The 15,094-nt window shown below is 73.1% G+C and carries 15 protein-coding genes, 1 tRNA gene and 1 other RNA gene; 10 read left to right on the top strand and 7 right to left on the bottom strand.

Translation table 11 applies throughout. The features are described from left to right. The first annotated feature begins 1 nt into the window (after window position 1). Window positions 2-595, top strand: coding sequence for an energy-coupling factor transporter transmembrane component T family protein (locus ABME01_RS12875; protein WP_353828823.1), 594 nt, complete (start codon window positions 2-4; stop codon window positions 593-595). A 113-nt stretch (window positions 596-708) separates the two neighbouring features. Continuing rightward, window positions 709-1,497 (top strand): metal-dependent hydrolase, encoded by a 789-nt coding sequence (locus ABME01_RS12870; protein WP_353828822.1) that lies wholly within the window; start codon window positions 709-711, stop codon window positions 1,495-1,497. 42 nt (window positions 1,498-1,539) lie between these two features. On the opposite strand, the gene ABME01_RS12865 is transcribed toward ABME01_RS12870, so the two are convergent. Together ABME01_RS12865 and ABME01_RS12860 are read right to left on the bottom strand one after the other, a co-directional pair. Then, window positions 1,540-2,880, bottom strand: a complete 1,341-nt coding sequence (locus ABME01_RS12865; protein ID WP_353828821.1) for a hypothetical protein — start codon at window positions 2,878-2,880, stop codon at window positions 1,540-1,542. 131 nt (window positions 2,881-3,011) lie between these two features. Further along, window positions 3,012-3,087, bottom strand: a tRNA-Lys gene (locus ABME01_RS12860). 143 nt (window positions 3,088-3,230) lie between these two features. Between ABME01_RS12860 and hisN the strand changes: the two genes are divergently transcribed. The 3 genes from hisN (at window position 3,231) to ABME01_RS12845 (ending at window position 5,292) form a co-directional block, all read left to right on the top strand. Next, window positions 3,231-4,019 carry a histidinol-phosphatase gene (hisN, locus tag ABME01_RS12855; protein WP_353828820.1) on the top strand — a complete coding sequence of 263 codons (789 nt, stop codon included), beginning with the start codon at window positions 3,231-3,233 and terminating at the stop codon, window positions 4,017-4,019. A gap of 29 nt (window positions 4,020-4,048) precedes the next feature. Beyond that, window positions 4,049-4,972, top strand: a complete 924-nt coding sequence (locus ABME01_RS12850) for an LLM class F420-dependent oxidoreductase (protein ID WP_353828819.1) — start codon at window positions 4,049-4,051, stop codon at window positions 4,970-4,972. A 95-nt stretch (window positions 4,973-5,067) separates the two neighbouring features. Continuing rightward, window positions 5,068-5,292: a hypothetical protein gene (locus tag ABME01_RS12845; RefSeq protein WP_353828818.1), complete on the top strand. Its 225-nt coding sequence runs from the start codon at window positions 5,068-5,070 to the stop codon at window positions 5,290-5,292. An 82-nt stretch (window positions 5,293-5,374) separates the two neighbouring features. On the opposite strand, the gene ssrA is transcribed toward ABME01_RS12845, so the two are convergent. Next, window positions 5,375-5,743, bottom strand: a transfer-messenger RNA (tmRNA) gene (gene ssrA, locus ABME01_RS12840). A 334-nt stretch (window positions 5,744-6,077) separates the two neighbouring features. Between ssrA and ABME01_RS12835 the strand changes: the two genes are divergently transcribed. From ABME01_RS12835 to ABME01_RS12825, 3 genes are all read left to right on the top strand, one after another. Next, entirely contained in the window at window positions 6,078-8,276 is a 2,199-nt protein-coding gene (locus ABME01_RS12835) for a glycoside hydrolase domain-containing protein (RefSeq protein WP_353828817.1), read from the top strand. A gap of 73 nt (window positions 8,277-8,349) precedes the next feature. After that, on the top strand, window positions 8,350-9,636 hold the full coding sequence (locus ABME01_RS12830; protein ID WP_353828816.1) for a glycosyltransferase: 1,287 nt from the start codon (window positions 8,350-8,352) through the stop codon (window positions 9,634-9,636). A 115-nt stretch (window positions 9,637-9,751) separates the two neighbouring features. Further along, a complete protein-coding gene (locus ABME01_RS12825) occupies window positions 9,752-10,414 on the top strand; it encodes an SIMPL domain-containing protein (RefSeq protein ID WP_353828815.1) in 663 nt (220 codons plus the stop codon). 46 nt (window positions 10,415-10,460) lie between these two features. Here ABME01_RS12825 and ABME01_RS12820 read toward each other — a convergent pair whose 3' ends face one another. Beyond that, window positions 10,461-11,198 carry a tyrosine-protein phosphatase gene (locus ABME01_RS12820; protein ID WP_353828814.1) on the bottom strand — a complete coding sequence of 246 codons (738 nt, stop codon included), beginning with the start codon at window positions 11,196-11,198 and terminating at the stop codon, window positions 10,461-10,463. Between the two features lie 137 nt (window positions 11,199-11,335). Here ABME01_RS12820 and ABME01_RS12815 point away from each other — a divergent pair, with 137 nt between their 5' ends. Beyond that, complete coding sequence (locus tag ABME01_RS12815; protein ID WP_353828813.1) at window positions 11,336-11,800, top strand: hypothetical protein; 465 nt, start codon at window positions 11,336-11,338, stop codon at window positions 11,798-11,800. A gap of 37 nt (window positions 11,801-11,837) precedes the next feature. After that, window positions 11,838-12,098 carry a transcriptional regulator gene (locus ABME01_RS12810; RefSeq protein WP_353828812.1) on the top strand — a complete coding sequence of 87 codons (261 nt, stop codon included), beginning with the start codon at window positions 11,838-11,840 and terminating at the stop codon, window positions 12,096-12,098. A gap of 6 nt (window positions 12,099-12,104) precedes the next feature. Here ABME01_RS12810 and smpB read toward each other — a convergent pair whose 3' ends face one another. The 3 genes from smpB to ftsE all read right to left on the bottom strand — a co-directional run bounded on the left by smpB (window position 12,105) and on the right by ftsE (window position 14,985). After that, window positions 12,105-12,581 carry an SsrA-binding protein SmpB gene (smpB, locus tag ABME01_RS12805; protein WP_353828811.1) on the bottom strand — a complete coding sequence of 159 codons (477 nt, stop codon included), beginning with the start codon at window positions 12,579-12,581 and terminating at the stop codon, window positions 12,105-12,107. A 122-nt stretch (window positions 12,582-12,703) separates the two neighbouring features. Then, window positions 12,704-13,615: a permease-like cell division protein FtsX gene (ftsX, locus tag ABME01_RS12800; RefSeq protein WP_353828810.1), complete on the bottom strand. Its 912-nt coding sequence runs from the start codon at window positions 13,613-13,615 to the stop codon at window positions 12,704-12,706. Beyond that, window positions 13,612-14,985, bottom strand: a complete 1,374-nt coding sequence (ftsE, locus tag ABME01_RS12795) for a cell division ATP-binding protein FtsE (protein ID WP_353828809.1) — start codon at window positions 14,983-14,985, stop codon at window positions 13,612-13,614. The genes ftsX and ftsE overlap by 4 nt, the downstream gene beginning before the upstream one ends. Window positions 14,986-15,094 lie beyond the last annotated feature (109 nt).

Below are 15,094 nucleotides of genomic sequence, written 5' to 3'. Positions count from 1 at the left end.
GATGATCGGCGGCCACCACCCCGGCGACACGGTCGCGCACCGGATGCCGGCGCTCGCCAAGCTCGGGCTCCTGGCCGTCGCCGTCACGGCGACGGCGCTGCTCGGGTCGCTGACGGCGCTCGGCATCGCGGCCGGAGCGACCGTCGCGCTGTACGCCCTCGCCCGCATCCCGGTCCGCGTCGCCTGGCGTCAGGTCGCGCCCATCCTGTGGGTGCTCGCCTTCGCCGTCCCGGTGCAGTGGCTCTTCGCCGGATGGGAGGCCGCCGCGAGCATGGCCGTGCGACTGCTGGTCGCCGTGGCGCTCGCGGGCCTGTACACGCTCACGACCACGGTCACCGCCACGCTCGACGCGATGCAGCTGCTGCTGCGGCCCTTCTCACGCTGGGTGGACCCCGACCGCGTCGGGCTCGCGCTCGCGCTCGCCATCCGATGCGTGCCGCTGCTCGCGGAACTGGTGCGCGAGGTGCTCGAGGCGCGCCGCGCCCGCGGGGCCGAGGGCTCCCCGATGGCGCTGGCCGTGCCGGTGATCGTCCGCACGCTGCGCACTGCCGACCACCTCGGCGAGGCGCTCATGGCGCGCGGCGTCGACGACTGAGTCGGAGTGCCCGTGCGCCGACGTGGCGTGCGAGCCGTGTCCCCGGGGCACGGCAGACTGGGGCGGCCGCACCCCTGTCGTCCGCGGCGACCCGAGGAGCACCGAACCCGAACATGATGGGCGTCACCCACGCGACCAGCGGCGCCGCCGTGTGGCTCGCGATCACCGGAACCATGCCGATGCTGACCTCGGGGGCCCATCCGCTCGACCCGGTCGGCGTGCTCGCCGGGACCGCCGTCTGCGCCGGCGCGGCGCTGCTGCCCGACGCCGACCACCACAGCGCCACCATCGCGCACTCGGTGCCCGTGCTCGGGCGCCTCGCGGCCGGCGTCGTCGGGGCGTCATCCGGCGGCCACCGCCAGGGCGCCCACTCGCCCGTCGGCCTGCTCGTGACGTTCGCGGCGGCGTGGGCCCTCACCCTCGTCGCGATCCCGAGCGCGGCGCTCGGCACGCTGGCCGTCGGCGCGGGCGCCGGCACCGCTGCGCTCACCGCGTTCGGGCTGAAGGCGCGCGACCTGGTCCGGTCGTGGCCGGTCGCCTGGGCCATCGGCCTGCTGCTCGGCGCGTTCATCGTCGTGTTCGCCCCGGAGCAGGTCGCGTGGTTCCCCATGGCGGTCCTCATCGGATTCCTCGCCCACCTCGTGGGCGACCTGCTCACGACCGGCGGGCTGCCGGGGCTGTTCTGGCCGTGGCGGTTCCGACCGCCCAGGGCGCTGCGCCCGGTGCCGGTGCTGAACCGCATCTGGCTCCCGAACGGCTATGTCGCACTGCCCGTGCTCGGCGACACCGGGTCGCTCCGCGAGACCCTGCTCGGGGCGCTGCTCGGCACGTACTGCTTCATCGGCTCGAGCTACGAGGTGCTCCGCGTCGTGGGCGTCGATCTGCTCGCGTTCTGGTCCTGAGCCGTCCGACCCCGTGGCGTCGCAGGTGCCGGTGACCGGAGCTCAGCCGGCGAGGCGCTCGCAGGGGACCTCGACGACCCATCCCTCGGGCGCGATGGCGATCGTCGCCAGCCCCGGATCCTCGGACGTCGCGCACGCCGTCCGGGCCGCCCCGACGCCGTCGGCCCACTCCGGCCCCTCCCCGCGCGGCGACGGCTGCGGCACGAGTGCGCTCGCGATGGTGACGACGAGGACCCCGGCGAGCACCACGACCGCGGTGCGCCGGAGGACTCCGGCGCGCCATGCGACGGACGCCGCCAGCACCACGATCGCGAGGAGGTAGAGCGCGGGGACCACGCCGTACCGCGGCAGGTGGATGTCGACGGCGAGCTCGACGGGGACGATCGAGTAGAAGAAGTCTGGGGTCGTGTTGAGCATGTACGCCGCCGACCACGTCACGACCGACCCGACGGCGAGCGCCGCGCCGGCCAGTCGCTCGACCGTCAGGCCGCGCCAGAGCACCCACCCGAGCGCGAGCAGGAACGGGATCGCCACGAGCGCCGCGCCCCACCAGCCGAGCTCGAGCACCCAGAGCGCCTTCCACTGCCGCGACGGGAACGTCGCGCCCATCGGGGCCTGGTACAGGTAGCCCTGCACGGTGGACAGCAGGGGCGGGACGGCGCCGGTGCCCGCAGTCCGCGGCGAGAGCAGGAACGCCGCGACCTGGAGGATCGACCCGATCACGACGCCCGCCCCGACGATCCAGCGGTTCCGATCTCGCACCCGCCAGGCCAGCAGCGGCAGGAACAGCAGCATCTGGATCTCGGTCAGGGCGGCGACGAGGCCGACGAGGCCGAGCAGCACGGCGCCGCTCCGGCCGCGCGGCGTCGCGAGCAGCAGCCAGGGGGCGAGCCACAGCGCGTACCAGTGCAGGTTCGCGGTGTTGCCGAGCACCTCGAAGCCGGCGCCGGGCGCGAGGAAGGTGAGCGCGCCGAGCGTCACACGGGCGGGCAGCCACGCGACCACCTCGCGCGCGCAGGCGAACACGGTCGCCGCGACCGCGCCCACCACGAGGCAGGATGCGACGGTCATCGCGATCGCGTAGCCGTCGACCGGCACGGCGGCGACGACGATCCCGGCGATCGCGCGTGGGAGCAGGTGCAGGTAGCCCTGGTAGGGCGCGAGGAGCAGTCCCGTCGGATCGCCGGTGAGCACATCGCCGAGGAAGAACGTGCCGTCCTCCGCCCACAGCGTCGCCCGCGCGGCCGGTTCGATGCGGAACCACGACACGAGTGCGCCGAGCACGGCGAGCACCACCGGCCAGACCCACGCCGGAGCCCGCGCGGCGCGCGATCCGGTCGGGCCGGCCACGCCGTCGGGCGCGCGATCCGCGGTCGCGTTCATCACCCTCCCCCGGTTCGGCGACGCATCGCTCCACGATACGACCGCGGAACCTCGCCACCGGCGATACGGACCGTGAGCCGAGATCACGCGCGGAAACGACGAAGGCCCCGGCGATCTCCGCCGGGGCCTCGTGGTGCACCCCCAGGGACTTGAACCCTGAACCCACTGATTAAGAGTCAGTTGCTCTGCCGATTGAGCTAGAGGTGCGTTTCCGGTGGGATTTCGTGAACCCCGAACCGAGGATCAAAGTTAGCAGGTCGGGGCGCGAACGCGAAATCGGCCGCGCCCGGGCGCGTCGCGCCATCCGCTCCCGCCGACTCGCGACGCGCACGCGTCGATAGGCTGAGGCGGTGACGGATGCGACGTACGCCGATGACCTCGCCCTTGCCCTCGACCTGGCCGACCTCGCCGACGCGGCGGCGATGGAGCGATTCCGCGCCGCCGACCTGCGCATCGACACGAAGCCCGACCGCACGTTCGTGACCGAGGCCGACCTGGCCGTCGAGCGCGCCGTGCGCGCGCTGCTGGCCGAGCGCCGCCCCGACGACGGGATCCTCGGCGAGGAGTACGGCACCCAGGGCACGGCCTCGCGCCAGTGGATCATCGACCCGATCGACGGCACGTCCAACTTCCTGCGCGGTGTCCCGGTGTGGGGCGCGCTCATCGCGCTCGCGGTCGACGGCGTCCCCGTCGTGGGCGTCGCGTCGATGCCCGCGTTCGGGCGCCGGTGGTGGGGCGCGAAGGGGCTCGGGGCGCAGACCACGGATGCCGCGGGGGCCGCACCGCGCGACATCCGGGTCTCGAACGTCGCCGACCTCGCCGACGCGTCCCTGAGCTTCCAGTCGATCGGGCAGTGGCGCGACGCCGGGTACCTCGACCGTCTGCTGCCACTGGCCGAGCGCGTGTGGCGCGACCGCGCCTACGGCGACCTGTGGTCGTACTGCCTGCTGGCCGAGGGCGTCGTCGACATCGTCGCCGAGTTCGACCTGAAGGCGTGGGACATCGCCGCGCTGGTCCCGATCGTCGAGGAGGCGGGCGGCCGGGTCACCTCGGTGACCGGCGAACCCGGGTTCGGCGACGGCAGCGCGCTGGCCACCAACGGCCTGCTGCACGACGCCGTCGCCGACGTCCTGCGCTGAGCCGACGCACCGACCCGCGAGGAGCACCGATGGAACTCTGCATCTTCACCGAGCCGCAGCAGGGCGCGAGCTACGAGGAGCAGCTCGCCCAGGCGCAGGCCGCGGAGCGGCTCGGCTTCGATGGCTGGTTCCGCAGCGACCACCTCCTGCACATGGGTCCCGGCGACGGGATGCCCGGACCGTCGGATGCGTGGACGACCCTCGCCGGCATCGCGCGGGAGACGAGCCGCGTCCGCCTCGGCACGCTGGTCTCACCCGTGACGTTCCGGCACCCGGGCCTGCTCGCGATCCAGGTCGCGCAGGTCGACGCGATGTCGGGTGGGCGGGCCGAGCTCGGCCTCGGCGCCGGATGGTTCGCCACGGAGCACGAGGCGTACGGCATCCCGTTCCCGAAGCGGCGCTTCGACCTGCTCGAGGAGCAGCTCGACGTGATCACCGGTCTCTGGGAGACCCCCGTCGGCGGCGGGTTCTCGTTCGTCGGCGACCACTACCGGCTCGTCGACGCACCCGCCCTGCCGAAGCCGGTGCAGTCGCAGGTGCCGTTGATCATGGGCGGCGGAGGGACCACTCGGCTGCCCGCGCTGGCGGCCCGCTTCGCCACCGAGTTCAACCGCGGCTTCGTGGACGAGGACGAGATCGCCGCGTCGTTCGCCCGGGTCCGCGGGGCGTGCGAGCGCGCCGACCGCGATCCGGCGACCATGCGGCTGAGCGTGGCGCTGCCGACCGTCGTCGCGCCGGACGACGCGACGTACCTCCGACGCCTCGCCGCGATCGACGGCGACGCCGACACCTTCGCCGAGGCGAACCTCGGCGGTGCGCCCGAGGTGGTCGTCGACCGGCTGCTCCGGCTGGCCGAGCTCGGCGCGGATCGCGTGTACCTGCAGCTGGTCGACGTGCGCGACCTCGAGCACGTCGAGCTGATCGCCGCCGAGGTGCTCCCGCACGTGCGCTGACGACGCCGGGCGGCGCCGCGTGCCGTGGTTGTCGCCGGGGTCGCGTACCCTCGTAGGTGAGGGCCGGGGGGCCTCGAGGGGGAACGATGCAGGCCATGGCGCGCAGGAGACGTCACGATGCCGAGCCGCCGGCGCTGTCGCCGGAGGACGACCCGTACGCGGCGTACCTGATCTGGCGCGAGGAGCGCGAGGCCGCGGCGCGCGCCGCCGCCGGGGAGGACGAGGTCTCGCCGGCTCCGGCCGAGCCCGATCCCGTCCCGCGCGGCGGCTGGCTGCGACGCCTGGCCACCTCGCACCGCAACGCCGCGCCCGGGCGCTGACGTCGGCTGTCCCGCAGACGAGGAAGGGCCGCCCGAGGGGCGGCCCTTCGTCGTGGCGGGCACGGCGTGCGATGACGACCGGTGGTGGAGATGGGGGGAATTGAACCCCCGTCCATCGCTGGGATTCCACGGTTTCTCCGGGCGCAGCCTGTGATGCGTTCTGCTCGGCCCCGACCCTTGCCACAGGCAGCCAGGTCGACGGGCCCAGCCTGAAGAAAGTCCCGTACGACGCTCAGGCGACGTCGTACAGCGAGTTCCCTAGATGACGCCAGCGACCGGGGCGGGAACAGACCCGGACTGACGGACTAACGGGCTCGCTTAGGCAGCGAGGGCGTAGTCGTTCTGCGACTTATTGGCAGTTATTGGTTCGCAGGGAGCGTTCACGAGATAACCCTGCATCCTCGGCCCGCTTCACGCGGTCTCGCAGGCGATGTCGAAACCGATCATCCCCATGAGACGCGCTCCGACCGGAGGTCGGAAGGCGGGTCGTCATCGCACGCTGTGGAGTTGCCAGGCCCGCTTCCCCGAAGGGAGCGCGGCCCTTCAGGATACAACAGGCGGGCCGCCCGGACCATTCCGCCTCGCGCGAGCACGGGCGTCCCGGGACCGGCCCGGGGCGCCCCGGACGCCCGTGTCACGGCCGACGCGAACTTGTCATGCGCCCGTAACCTGCCGGGTCGCGACAGCACGTAGCGTCCCCGCATGGCCCCCTACGAGACCAGCGCGAGCCGCGTCGACGACGACGCCGACCCCGGCACCCGCGCGCCCGCATCGAGGGGAGCCGCGTGATCGCGCGGGTCGACCCGTTCATCGGCACCGAGGCCGTCGACCTGCCCCCGCAGACCGGGCTGGCCGCGACCTGGTGGTGGCCGAAGCCGCAGGTCGGCAACACGCACCCCGGGGCGACCTACCCGCTCGGGATGGTGTCCGCGTGCGCGTACTCCGGCGCCTACCCCACCGGCTACGGCCGCTACGACCTCGCGACCGAGGGCGTCCCGCCCGTGATCCACGAGCGCGGCGTGGCCTCCGGTTTCACGCACTTCCAGCAGTCCGGCACGGGGGCCATCCGCAAGTACTACAACTACTTCCGGGTGACGCCGATGATCGAGCCGCTCGACGTGCTCGGGCGCACGTGGGACCTGCTGGAGGAGGCCGCGGAACCCGGCTACTACGCCGCGACGCTCGAGTCCGGCATCCGCGCCGAGCTCACCGTGGGGCCGAAGTCGGCCGTGCACCGCTACACGTTCCCCCGCAACCAGAACGCGCGCGTCGTCGTCGACTTCTCGCTCGGCGGGCTCGGGATCCCGCACGGCGAGACGATCCCGCTGCGCGCACGGCTCGAGCAGGTCGCGCCCGGCGTCGCGCAGGGCGAGATCGTCGTCGAGGGCGCGCCGCTCTCGGTGTACCTCGAGTGCGATGCGCACGCCTGGCGGCAGATGCTCTGGTACGACCGGCGCCTCATGCCCGGCGGCACCCGCCTCGCGTTCGACCACATCCGCCAGACCACGCTGCGGCCGTTCGGCCTCATGTGGGCGGGCCCGAGCGAACCCGGGCAGACGATCGAGCTGCGCATCGGGTTCTCGCTGCGCGGAGTGGAGCAGGCCAGGGCCAACCTGCACGCCGACGACGGCGCGGGAGCGTCCAGGTTCCCGCACCGCCGCGAGCGGACCAGGAAGGCGTGGCGACGTCACCTGAAGGCCGTCACCGTCGACACCCCGTCGACCGAGCGGCAGACGGTGTTCTCGACCGCGCTCTACCACTCGCTCATCAAGCCGTGCCTCGCGCCCGAGGAGAGCCCGTTCTGGCCCACCGAGGGCCCCTTCGTGTTCGACCTGTGCACGATGTGGGACATCTACCGCACGCAGCTGCCGCTCATCACGACGCTGTTCCCCGATCGCGCGGTCGAGCTCGCGAACGCGCTGCTGACCATCTGCGAGGAGGAGGGCAACTTCCCGATCGGGTACCGGATGGCGCGGGGCAGCGACCGGTTCTCCCGCCAGGGCAGCGCGCTCGCCCAGACCTTCCTCGCCGACCTCTGCCAGCTCGGGCTCCCCGGCATCGACTGGGAGTGGGCGCTGGTCAACATGCACGCCGACCTCCGGCGCACGTACGGCGAGGAGTTCCTGCAGCTGGGGGTCGCCCACCCGATCAGCCACACGCTCGACCTCGCTGGCGGCTACTGGTGCACCGCGAAGGTGGCGGCGCGGGTCGGCGACCGGGCGCTCGCGCAGGAGTTCACCGAGCTCGCCGGCCGCTGGATCAACGCGTTCGACGAGCAGACCGGCCTCCTGCACGACTCGACGTTCTACGAGGGCAGCCGCGTCAACTACTCGTTCAGGCTGCTGCACGACATGCGCCGGCGCATCGCGCTGTCGGGCGGCGACGAGGCCTTCACCGCCGTGCTCGACGACTTCTTCGGCTACGGCGCCGATCCGGTGCGTCAGCCGGGGGTCTCCCCCGGCCTCGAGGAGATCGCCGCCGGCTACGCGCTCGGGCGCTTCGAGGGCCTGAACAACGAGCCCGACATGGAGGCGCCCTGGGCGTACCACTACGCAGGACGGCCGGACCGGACGGCCGAGGTCGTGCACGCCGCCGTGCAGCAGCAGTTCGGCACGGGCCGCGGCGGCCTCCCGGGCAACGACGACTCCGGCGGCATCAGCTCCTGGTACGTCTGGGCGAGCCTCGGGCTGTTCCCGGTGGCCGGCCAGAACCTCTTCCTCGTCAACGCGCCGTCGTTCGCCGAGTCGGAGCTGCGCGTCGGCGGCGACGACCGCTTCCGCATCGAGACCGTCGGGTTCGTCGAGCCCCGCCCCGGCGGTCCCGTCCAGTACGTGCAGTCGGTCGAGCTCAACGGCGACCCGCTCGACCGCACCTGGCTCAGGGGCGACGAGCTCCACCGCGGCGGGACGCTGCAGGTGCGACTCGGCTCCGAGCCCGGCGAATGGGGGCGCAGGTCGCGACCCCCGTCCGCCTCCGACGGATGACGCGGCCGCGCCATCCCACCCACCGGACCTGCCACCAGGACGCGCACCCGCGCCCCACCAGGAAGGAGGAGCCATGAACGCTCCCCGGAACCGCCTCGTCATCGTCAACCGCGCAGACCCGGTGATCTGCGGCCATTCGGTCGAGGGTCGCAACCTCGCCGAGGCGGCCCTGCAGCGCGGGTTCGACGAGGTGCGCATCGTGACCTGGCCGATCGACCGGCTCGAGGCCGCGGGCCTGCCGCTGAAGCCGCTGGACCGGATGCTGCCCTACAGCGACGGCATCATCGTCGAGCGGCCCGAGCCGGTCGGCGACTACAAGGTGCCCGACGGTCGGTACCTCGCCGGCATCACCGGCCGACTCGTCGAGCTGTTCACCGACGGCGTGCCGACGGTCTGCCTCTCGCTCTACCTCAGCCCGCACACCGTGGCCGTGACCGACGCCGTCCGCGCCGCCTGGAGCACGGGCCTGCCGGTGAACGTCACGACGATCGCCGAGGCGGTCGGGTCGGACGTCACCAACGTGGTGCGCTCGTGCGTGGAGGAGGGCCGCTTCGGCGCGGCCGCGCACATCCTCTCGAGCTACCTGGCGCAGGACCACTGCGTGGCCGTGTCGGAGTACACCCGCGACCTCATCGTCGCCGCGGCGGCCGAGATCGACGCGTTCCACGGCACGCGTTTCGCCGACCAGTGCCGGGCGCGCATCCGCATCTCGTACCCCGCGATCGACACCTCGCAGTACCTCGACCTCGACGCCGGACTCGTGCGCGGCGTGCTCGCCGCGCGCGGGCTGGAGCCCGACGGCTACGTGCTGTTCCTCTCGCGGCTCACCGAGGCGAAGGGCGTCGACGACCTCATCGGCGGGTTCGAGCGGACGTCGGCGAGCGAGCGCCTGAAGCTCGTCATCGTCGGGCGTGGGCCTGCGGCCGCGACGTTCCGCGAGCGCGCGGCCGCGTCACCCGTCGCCGACCGGATCGTGTTCCTCGACGACGTCGACGACGCCGAGAAGCCGTACCTCATGGCCGGGTGCGCGACGTACGTGCTGCCGAGCAAGCCCCGCCCGGAGTTCGTCGAGACCTTCGGGATCGCGCTCGCCGAGCAGATGCTCTCCGGCGGCGGCACCGTGATCACGACGGAGACCGGCGGCATCGGCGAGGCGGTCGGCGGGCACGCGCTCATCGTCCCGGTCGAGGACCCGGGCGCGATCGCCGCGGCGATCGACCGCGCGCTCGCGCTGTCGCCCGAGGAACGCGCCCACCGTGCGGGGCTCGCGCGCGCCTACGCGATGCAGTTCGACCGGGGCGCGGTGTTCGAGCGGCTCTTCGACGCCGCCGGGGTGCTTCCGGCACGGGCGGCGGCCTGACCGGCGCGGGCCCGGCCGCCGCCCGACGGCCCGGACGTATGCTGAGGTCGGCCGCGCGACGAGCGCGGCCGACCGACGCCGCGCGACGCGCGCGGCCGCACCCGGGAGGTCCCGAATGCCGACCACCATCGCCGTCACCGGTCGCGCCGAGGAACGCGTCGACCCCGAGCTCGCCGCCGTCTCCCTGACCGTGTCGTCGAGCGGCGCCGATCGCGATCGCGTGCTCGAACGGGTGGGCTCCGCCCACGAGCACCTGCTCGCCGAGGTCCGCGACCTCGACGCGCGCGGCGCGCTGGACACCTGGTCCGCCGGGCAGCTGCGGGTGTGGTCGCGACGGCCGTTCAACGCCGAGGGCCGCCAGCTGCCGCTGGTGCACCAGGCCGCAGCCGAGGTGCGCGTCGTCTTCCGCGACCTCGACGAGCTGGGGGCCTGGGTCGGGCCCGCCTCGTCGGTCGAAGACGTCGCGCTCGACGGCGTCGAGTGGCAGCTCACGGATGGCACGCGCGCACGCGTGCAGGAAGTCGCCCAGCGGGCGGCCGTCGACGATGCGGTGCGCAAGGCCGCGGTCTACGCCGACGCCCTCGGGCTCGGTGCGCCAGTTCCGGTCGAGCTCGCCGACCACGGCATGCTCGCCGAGCAGCCGGTGCCGCGCGCCCGCCCGGCGATGGCGCTGCGCGCGAGCGCGATGGGCGACGCCGGGGGCGCGCCCGCTCCCGAGCTCGCACCCGCCCGACTCGTGGTCGAGGCATCCGTCGACGCCCGGTTCACGGCGGGCTGAGCACGCCCGAGCCGGTGCACCGCGACCACGGCGTCGGCGTGCGGACTCAGTCGCCGGCGACCAGCCGGGCCCGGAGCGCGTCCAGCTCGGCCCGCTCGAGCCCGGAGGCGACGAGGTACTCGCGCACCGAGCCGTGCCGCCGCTCGACCTCGTCGAGCGCGGACTCCAGCGCCTCGCGCGGGCTGCCGCCCATGAGCGTGCGCAGTTCCGGCGTGTCCGGCACCCCGTAGGTGCCGATCAGCGACACCATCTCCTCGAGCCACTCGCCGGCGAGGAGCGATTCGGTGACGGCGTAGTCGGTGACGACCGATTCGCGGTCCACGCCCGCGGCCAGGAGCGCGAGCGCGACGACGATGCCCGTGCGGTCCTTGCCCGCGGTGCAGTGCACGACGACGGCCCGGTCGCCGGCCGAGGTGATCTCGCGCAGCGCCTCGACCACGACCCTCGAGTGACGGGTGACGATCCGGTGGTAGAGCGCCTCGAGCGAGATGCCGCGCTGGCCCTGGGACGCGCCCGAGCCCTCGAACACCGGGAGCTGGAGCACCTCGACGTCGAGGCCGTCGAGGTCGTCGGGCATCAGCAGCGCCTCGTTCTCGTCGCGCAGGTCGACCACCATGCCGACCTCGAGCCGGCGCAGCGCCTCGCGACCGTCCTCGCCCAGCCGGTGCAGCCCGTCGGAGCGGTACAGGCGCCCGTGCCGAACGCTGCCTCCGCGCGCCGGGAGCCCGCCCACGTCGCGGAAGTTGTAGGTGCCCGGCACCGGGATGCGCGTCGAGATCTCCACGCGGCGGAGTCTAACCGCCGGAACCGACCGGCCGCCGTGAACCGGTGCGGGTGCGCAGGGGAGCCTGCGGATCACCGAGAGTGGACCATCGATAGAAAGTACTTTCCGATTTGGCAAGTAGTTGCTAGCCTGCTCCCATGAGCGCACACCAGACCACCCCCGACGACGTTCCCGACCGCACCGCCGCCGCCGGGCTCCTCCGGGAGGCCGCCGCCGCCGAACGCCGGGTCGCGGTCCAGGGCTCCGCCGCCGCGTCCGCATGGCTCACCGGGCTCGCCGCGGCCTCGGCCATGTACCTCTTCGCACTCGGCTGGTACGACCGCGACGACGAGGCGCCGATCCTCGCCCTCTCGCTCGCGTTCGCCGCGGCGCTCGGGGTGCTCTCGGTCGTGCACCTCCGGCGGATGCGCGCCTCCAGCCTCGGCTTCTCGCGCCGGTTCGGGCTCGCGGTCGGCGCGTGGGGCGCGGTCTTCGCCGTCTCGCTCACGGTCGGCCTGCTCGTCTTCCCGGGCAGCCCGGTGTACTTCGCGATCGCCGCCGCCGCCACGGCGGTCCCGCCGCTCTGGGGATCGGTGCGCGAGCTGGTGATCGTGCGTGGTTGAGCCGGAGGCGAGCCATCCGCGCCATCGCCTGGATCCAGTGCTCCAGCGCCCGGTGCCGTTCTCGATCGCCGCGCTGCTCGCGGCGGCCGACGAGGCGGAGTTCGCGTTCGTGCGCGACTCGGTGGAGCTCAGCGACTCCGCGCTGAGCAAGCAGGCGTCCGCGCTCGAAGCCGCCGGCTACGTGGCCGTTCGCAAGGGATTCGTCGGCAAGTTCCCGCGGACCTGGCTCTCGATGACCTCGCAGGGCCGCGCGGCCTTCGCCGCCCACCTCGCGGCCCTCCGCGAGATCGCGGGCTGAGCGCGGCTACTCCCCCAGGTGCCGTCGCGACGCGATGGCGCGGTCGGCCTCGCGCTTGTCCTGCCGCTCGCGCAGCGCCTGGCGCTTGTCGTACTCGCGCTTGCCCTTCGCGATCGCCAGCTCGACCTTGGCGCGGCCGTCCTTGAAGTACAGCGACAGCGGGATGAGCGTGTACCCGCCCTCCTTGGTCTTGTGACTGATCTTCACGATCTCCTGCTTGTGCAGCAGCAGCTTGCGCTTGCGACGGGGCGAGTGGTTGTTCCAGGTGCCCTGGGTGTACTCGGGGATGTGCACCGCATCGAGCCAGATCTCGCCGCCGTCGATGAAGGCGTACCCGTCGACGAGCGACGCGCGTCCCTGCCGCAGCGACTTCACCTCGGTTCCGGAGAGCACGATGCCGGCCTCGTAGGTGTCCTCGATCAGGTAGTCGTGGCGCGCCTTGCGGTTGGTCGCCACGACCTTCTCACCGCGTTCCCTGGGCACGGCCTCACTCCTCGCTTCGATGACGGATGCCGCCGGCGCTCACCGGCAAGCCCCTCAGTCTAGCCGCACCCGGCCGCGGCGAGGCTCGCGTCGACGCCCGACCGGTCCGGGGCCGTCGCCGATCAGACCCGGAGGTAGCGCCGGATGGCGACCGCGGCCGAGAACGCGGCGAGCAGCACGCCCACTCCCACGAGCAGGGGCACGACCAGCAGCGCGTCGTTCAGGCCGACGAACGTGAACGACAGCGCGTCGACGAGGTAGCCCTGCACGAAGAACACGACGATCGCCACCACCGCACCCCCCGCCAGCAGCGAGCCGATCAGTCCCGCGAAGACGCCCTCCAGCACGAACGGCGTCTGGATGAACCGGTTCGAGGCGCCGACCAGGCGCATGATGCCGAGCTCCTTGCGTCGCGAGAACGCCGACAGCCGGATCGTCGTCGCGATCAGCAGCGCCGCCGCGACGAGCATGATGCCCGCGACGGCGACGGCGCTGTAGCTGGCGGCATTCAGCACGTCGAAGATCTGGTCGAGGTAGCGCCGCTGGTCGACGACCTGCTCGACGCCGGAGGTCCCGGCCAGGCTCTCGACGATCACGTCGGACTGCGACGGGTCGACGAGGTTGACCCAGAAGGTCTCGTTGAGCACGTCGGGCGTGACGTAGTCGGCGGCCGGGGTGCCCTCGAACTGCTGCTGGAAGTTCTCGAAGGCCTGGTCGCGATCCTCGAAGTAGTACTCGTCGATGAACGGCGAGAGCGTCTCGCTGCGCAGCTGGTTCTCGATGAGCGCCTTCTGGTCGGGCGTCGCCTCGCCGTCGAGGCATCCCGGAGCCGTGGAGACCGCAGTGCACAGGTAGACCGCGACCTGGGCACGGTCGTACCAGTAGTTCTTCATCTGCGCGATCTGCAGCTGCAGCAGGGCCGCGGTGCCGACGAAGGTGAGCGAGACGAACGTGACGAGCACGACCGACACGACCATCGTCGCGTTCCGCCGGAGGCCGTTCGCCGCCTCGGCGAGCATGAGACCGAACCTCACTTGACCGGCCCCACTTCCTGGTCGTCGTCGGCGGCTCGAGGGCCGGCGGGGCTGCGCAGGCCGAGCCGCTCGGCGAGCGTCAGGTGCGCGGACGAGGACCGCACCGGCGAGGCGGGCCGGCCCGGCGGGCCGTCGGCCTCGGCGTCGCCCTCGTCCTCCTCCGGCAGCGGCTCGACGGGCATCGTCGCCGCCGCGGTGATCTCGGCGGCCTCGTCGGTGACCTCGTCGCGCTCCTCCGGCTCGACGTAGAGCGGCTGCGCATCGCGCATGACCTCGCGCGTGACCTTCGGCGCGGCGACCTTGACCGTGCCGGCGGCGGGTTCGGCGTCGGCCGCGGTCCCGGCCGCAGCTGCGGCTGCCGCGACGCGGGGCTCGGTCGCCTCGCCGTCGTCCGGCCGGGCGGCAGGAGCGCCCGTGCGCTCCCCGGACTTCTTCGCCGCGCCCGTCTTCGCCGCGCCCTTCTTCCCGGCGTTCTTCCCTGCGGTCTTCTTCCCCGCGGCGGTCGCCGCCGCAGCCGTCGTCGCGGCCTCGTCGGGCGCCTCCTCCGCATCGGCCCGCTGCGCCTCGACGGCCGCCGCGGCGGCGGGGACGCCGGCTGCGCCATCCGCCTCGACCGCGGCGAGCGCCACGGCGGCGCGGTCGATCGGCACGGCGCCGTCGACCGGCCCCACGGCCATCGAATCGCCGACCACGGCGTAGCCGGCGGCGCGCTCGTCGCGCACGACCTCGCCCGCGCTCAGCTCGATGACGCGCCGCTGCATCTGGTCGACGATGCCGGCCTCGTGGGTGGCCATGACCACGGTCGTTCCGGCCGCGTTGATGCGCTCGAGCAGCGTCATGATGCCCGCGCTCGTGACCGGGTCGAGGTTGCCGGTCGGCTCATCGGCCAGGAGCACCTGCGGCTTGTTCACGATCGCCCGTGCGATCGCGACGCGCTGCTGCTCGCCGCCGGAGAGCTCGTTCGGCATCCGCTTGCCCTTGCCGTCGAGCCCGACGAGCCTGAGGGTCTCCGGCACCGCCGACTGGATGTAGCCCCGCGACTTGCCGATGACCCGCAGCGCGAACGCGACGTTCTCGTGCACGTTCTTGTCGGAGAGGAGGCGGAAGTCCTGGAAGACCACGCCCAGGCTGCGACGGAAGAACGGCACCTTCCGCGACGGGATGGTGCGCAGGTCCTGGCCGAGCACATGGATGCGACCCGAGGTCGGCTTCTCCTCCTTCAGGATGAGCCGCAGGAAGCTGGACTTCCCCGACCCCGAGGCGCCCACGAGGAAGACGAACTCGCCGCGGAGGATCTCGAGGGTCAGGTCGTCGAGTGCGGGTCGGGCCTGCCCGGGGTAGGACATGGTGACGGAGTCGAAGCGGATCATCGCGTTCGAGCCTAGGCAGCAACGAGGCGAAATGGGGCAGCGACACCGGAATTCGGCGGGCCGTCGACGTCGGCGGCGACCGCGGGTGCGCGGTCGAGCGGCGGACCGG

This window comes from Agromyces litoreus (assembly GCF_040496015.1).
Lineage (GTDB): Bacteria > Actinomycetota > Actinomycetes > Actinomycetales > Microbacteriaceae > Agromyces > Agromyces litoreus.
This window is presented reverse-complemented; position numbering and strand designations above follow the sequence as displayed.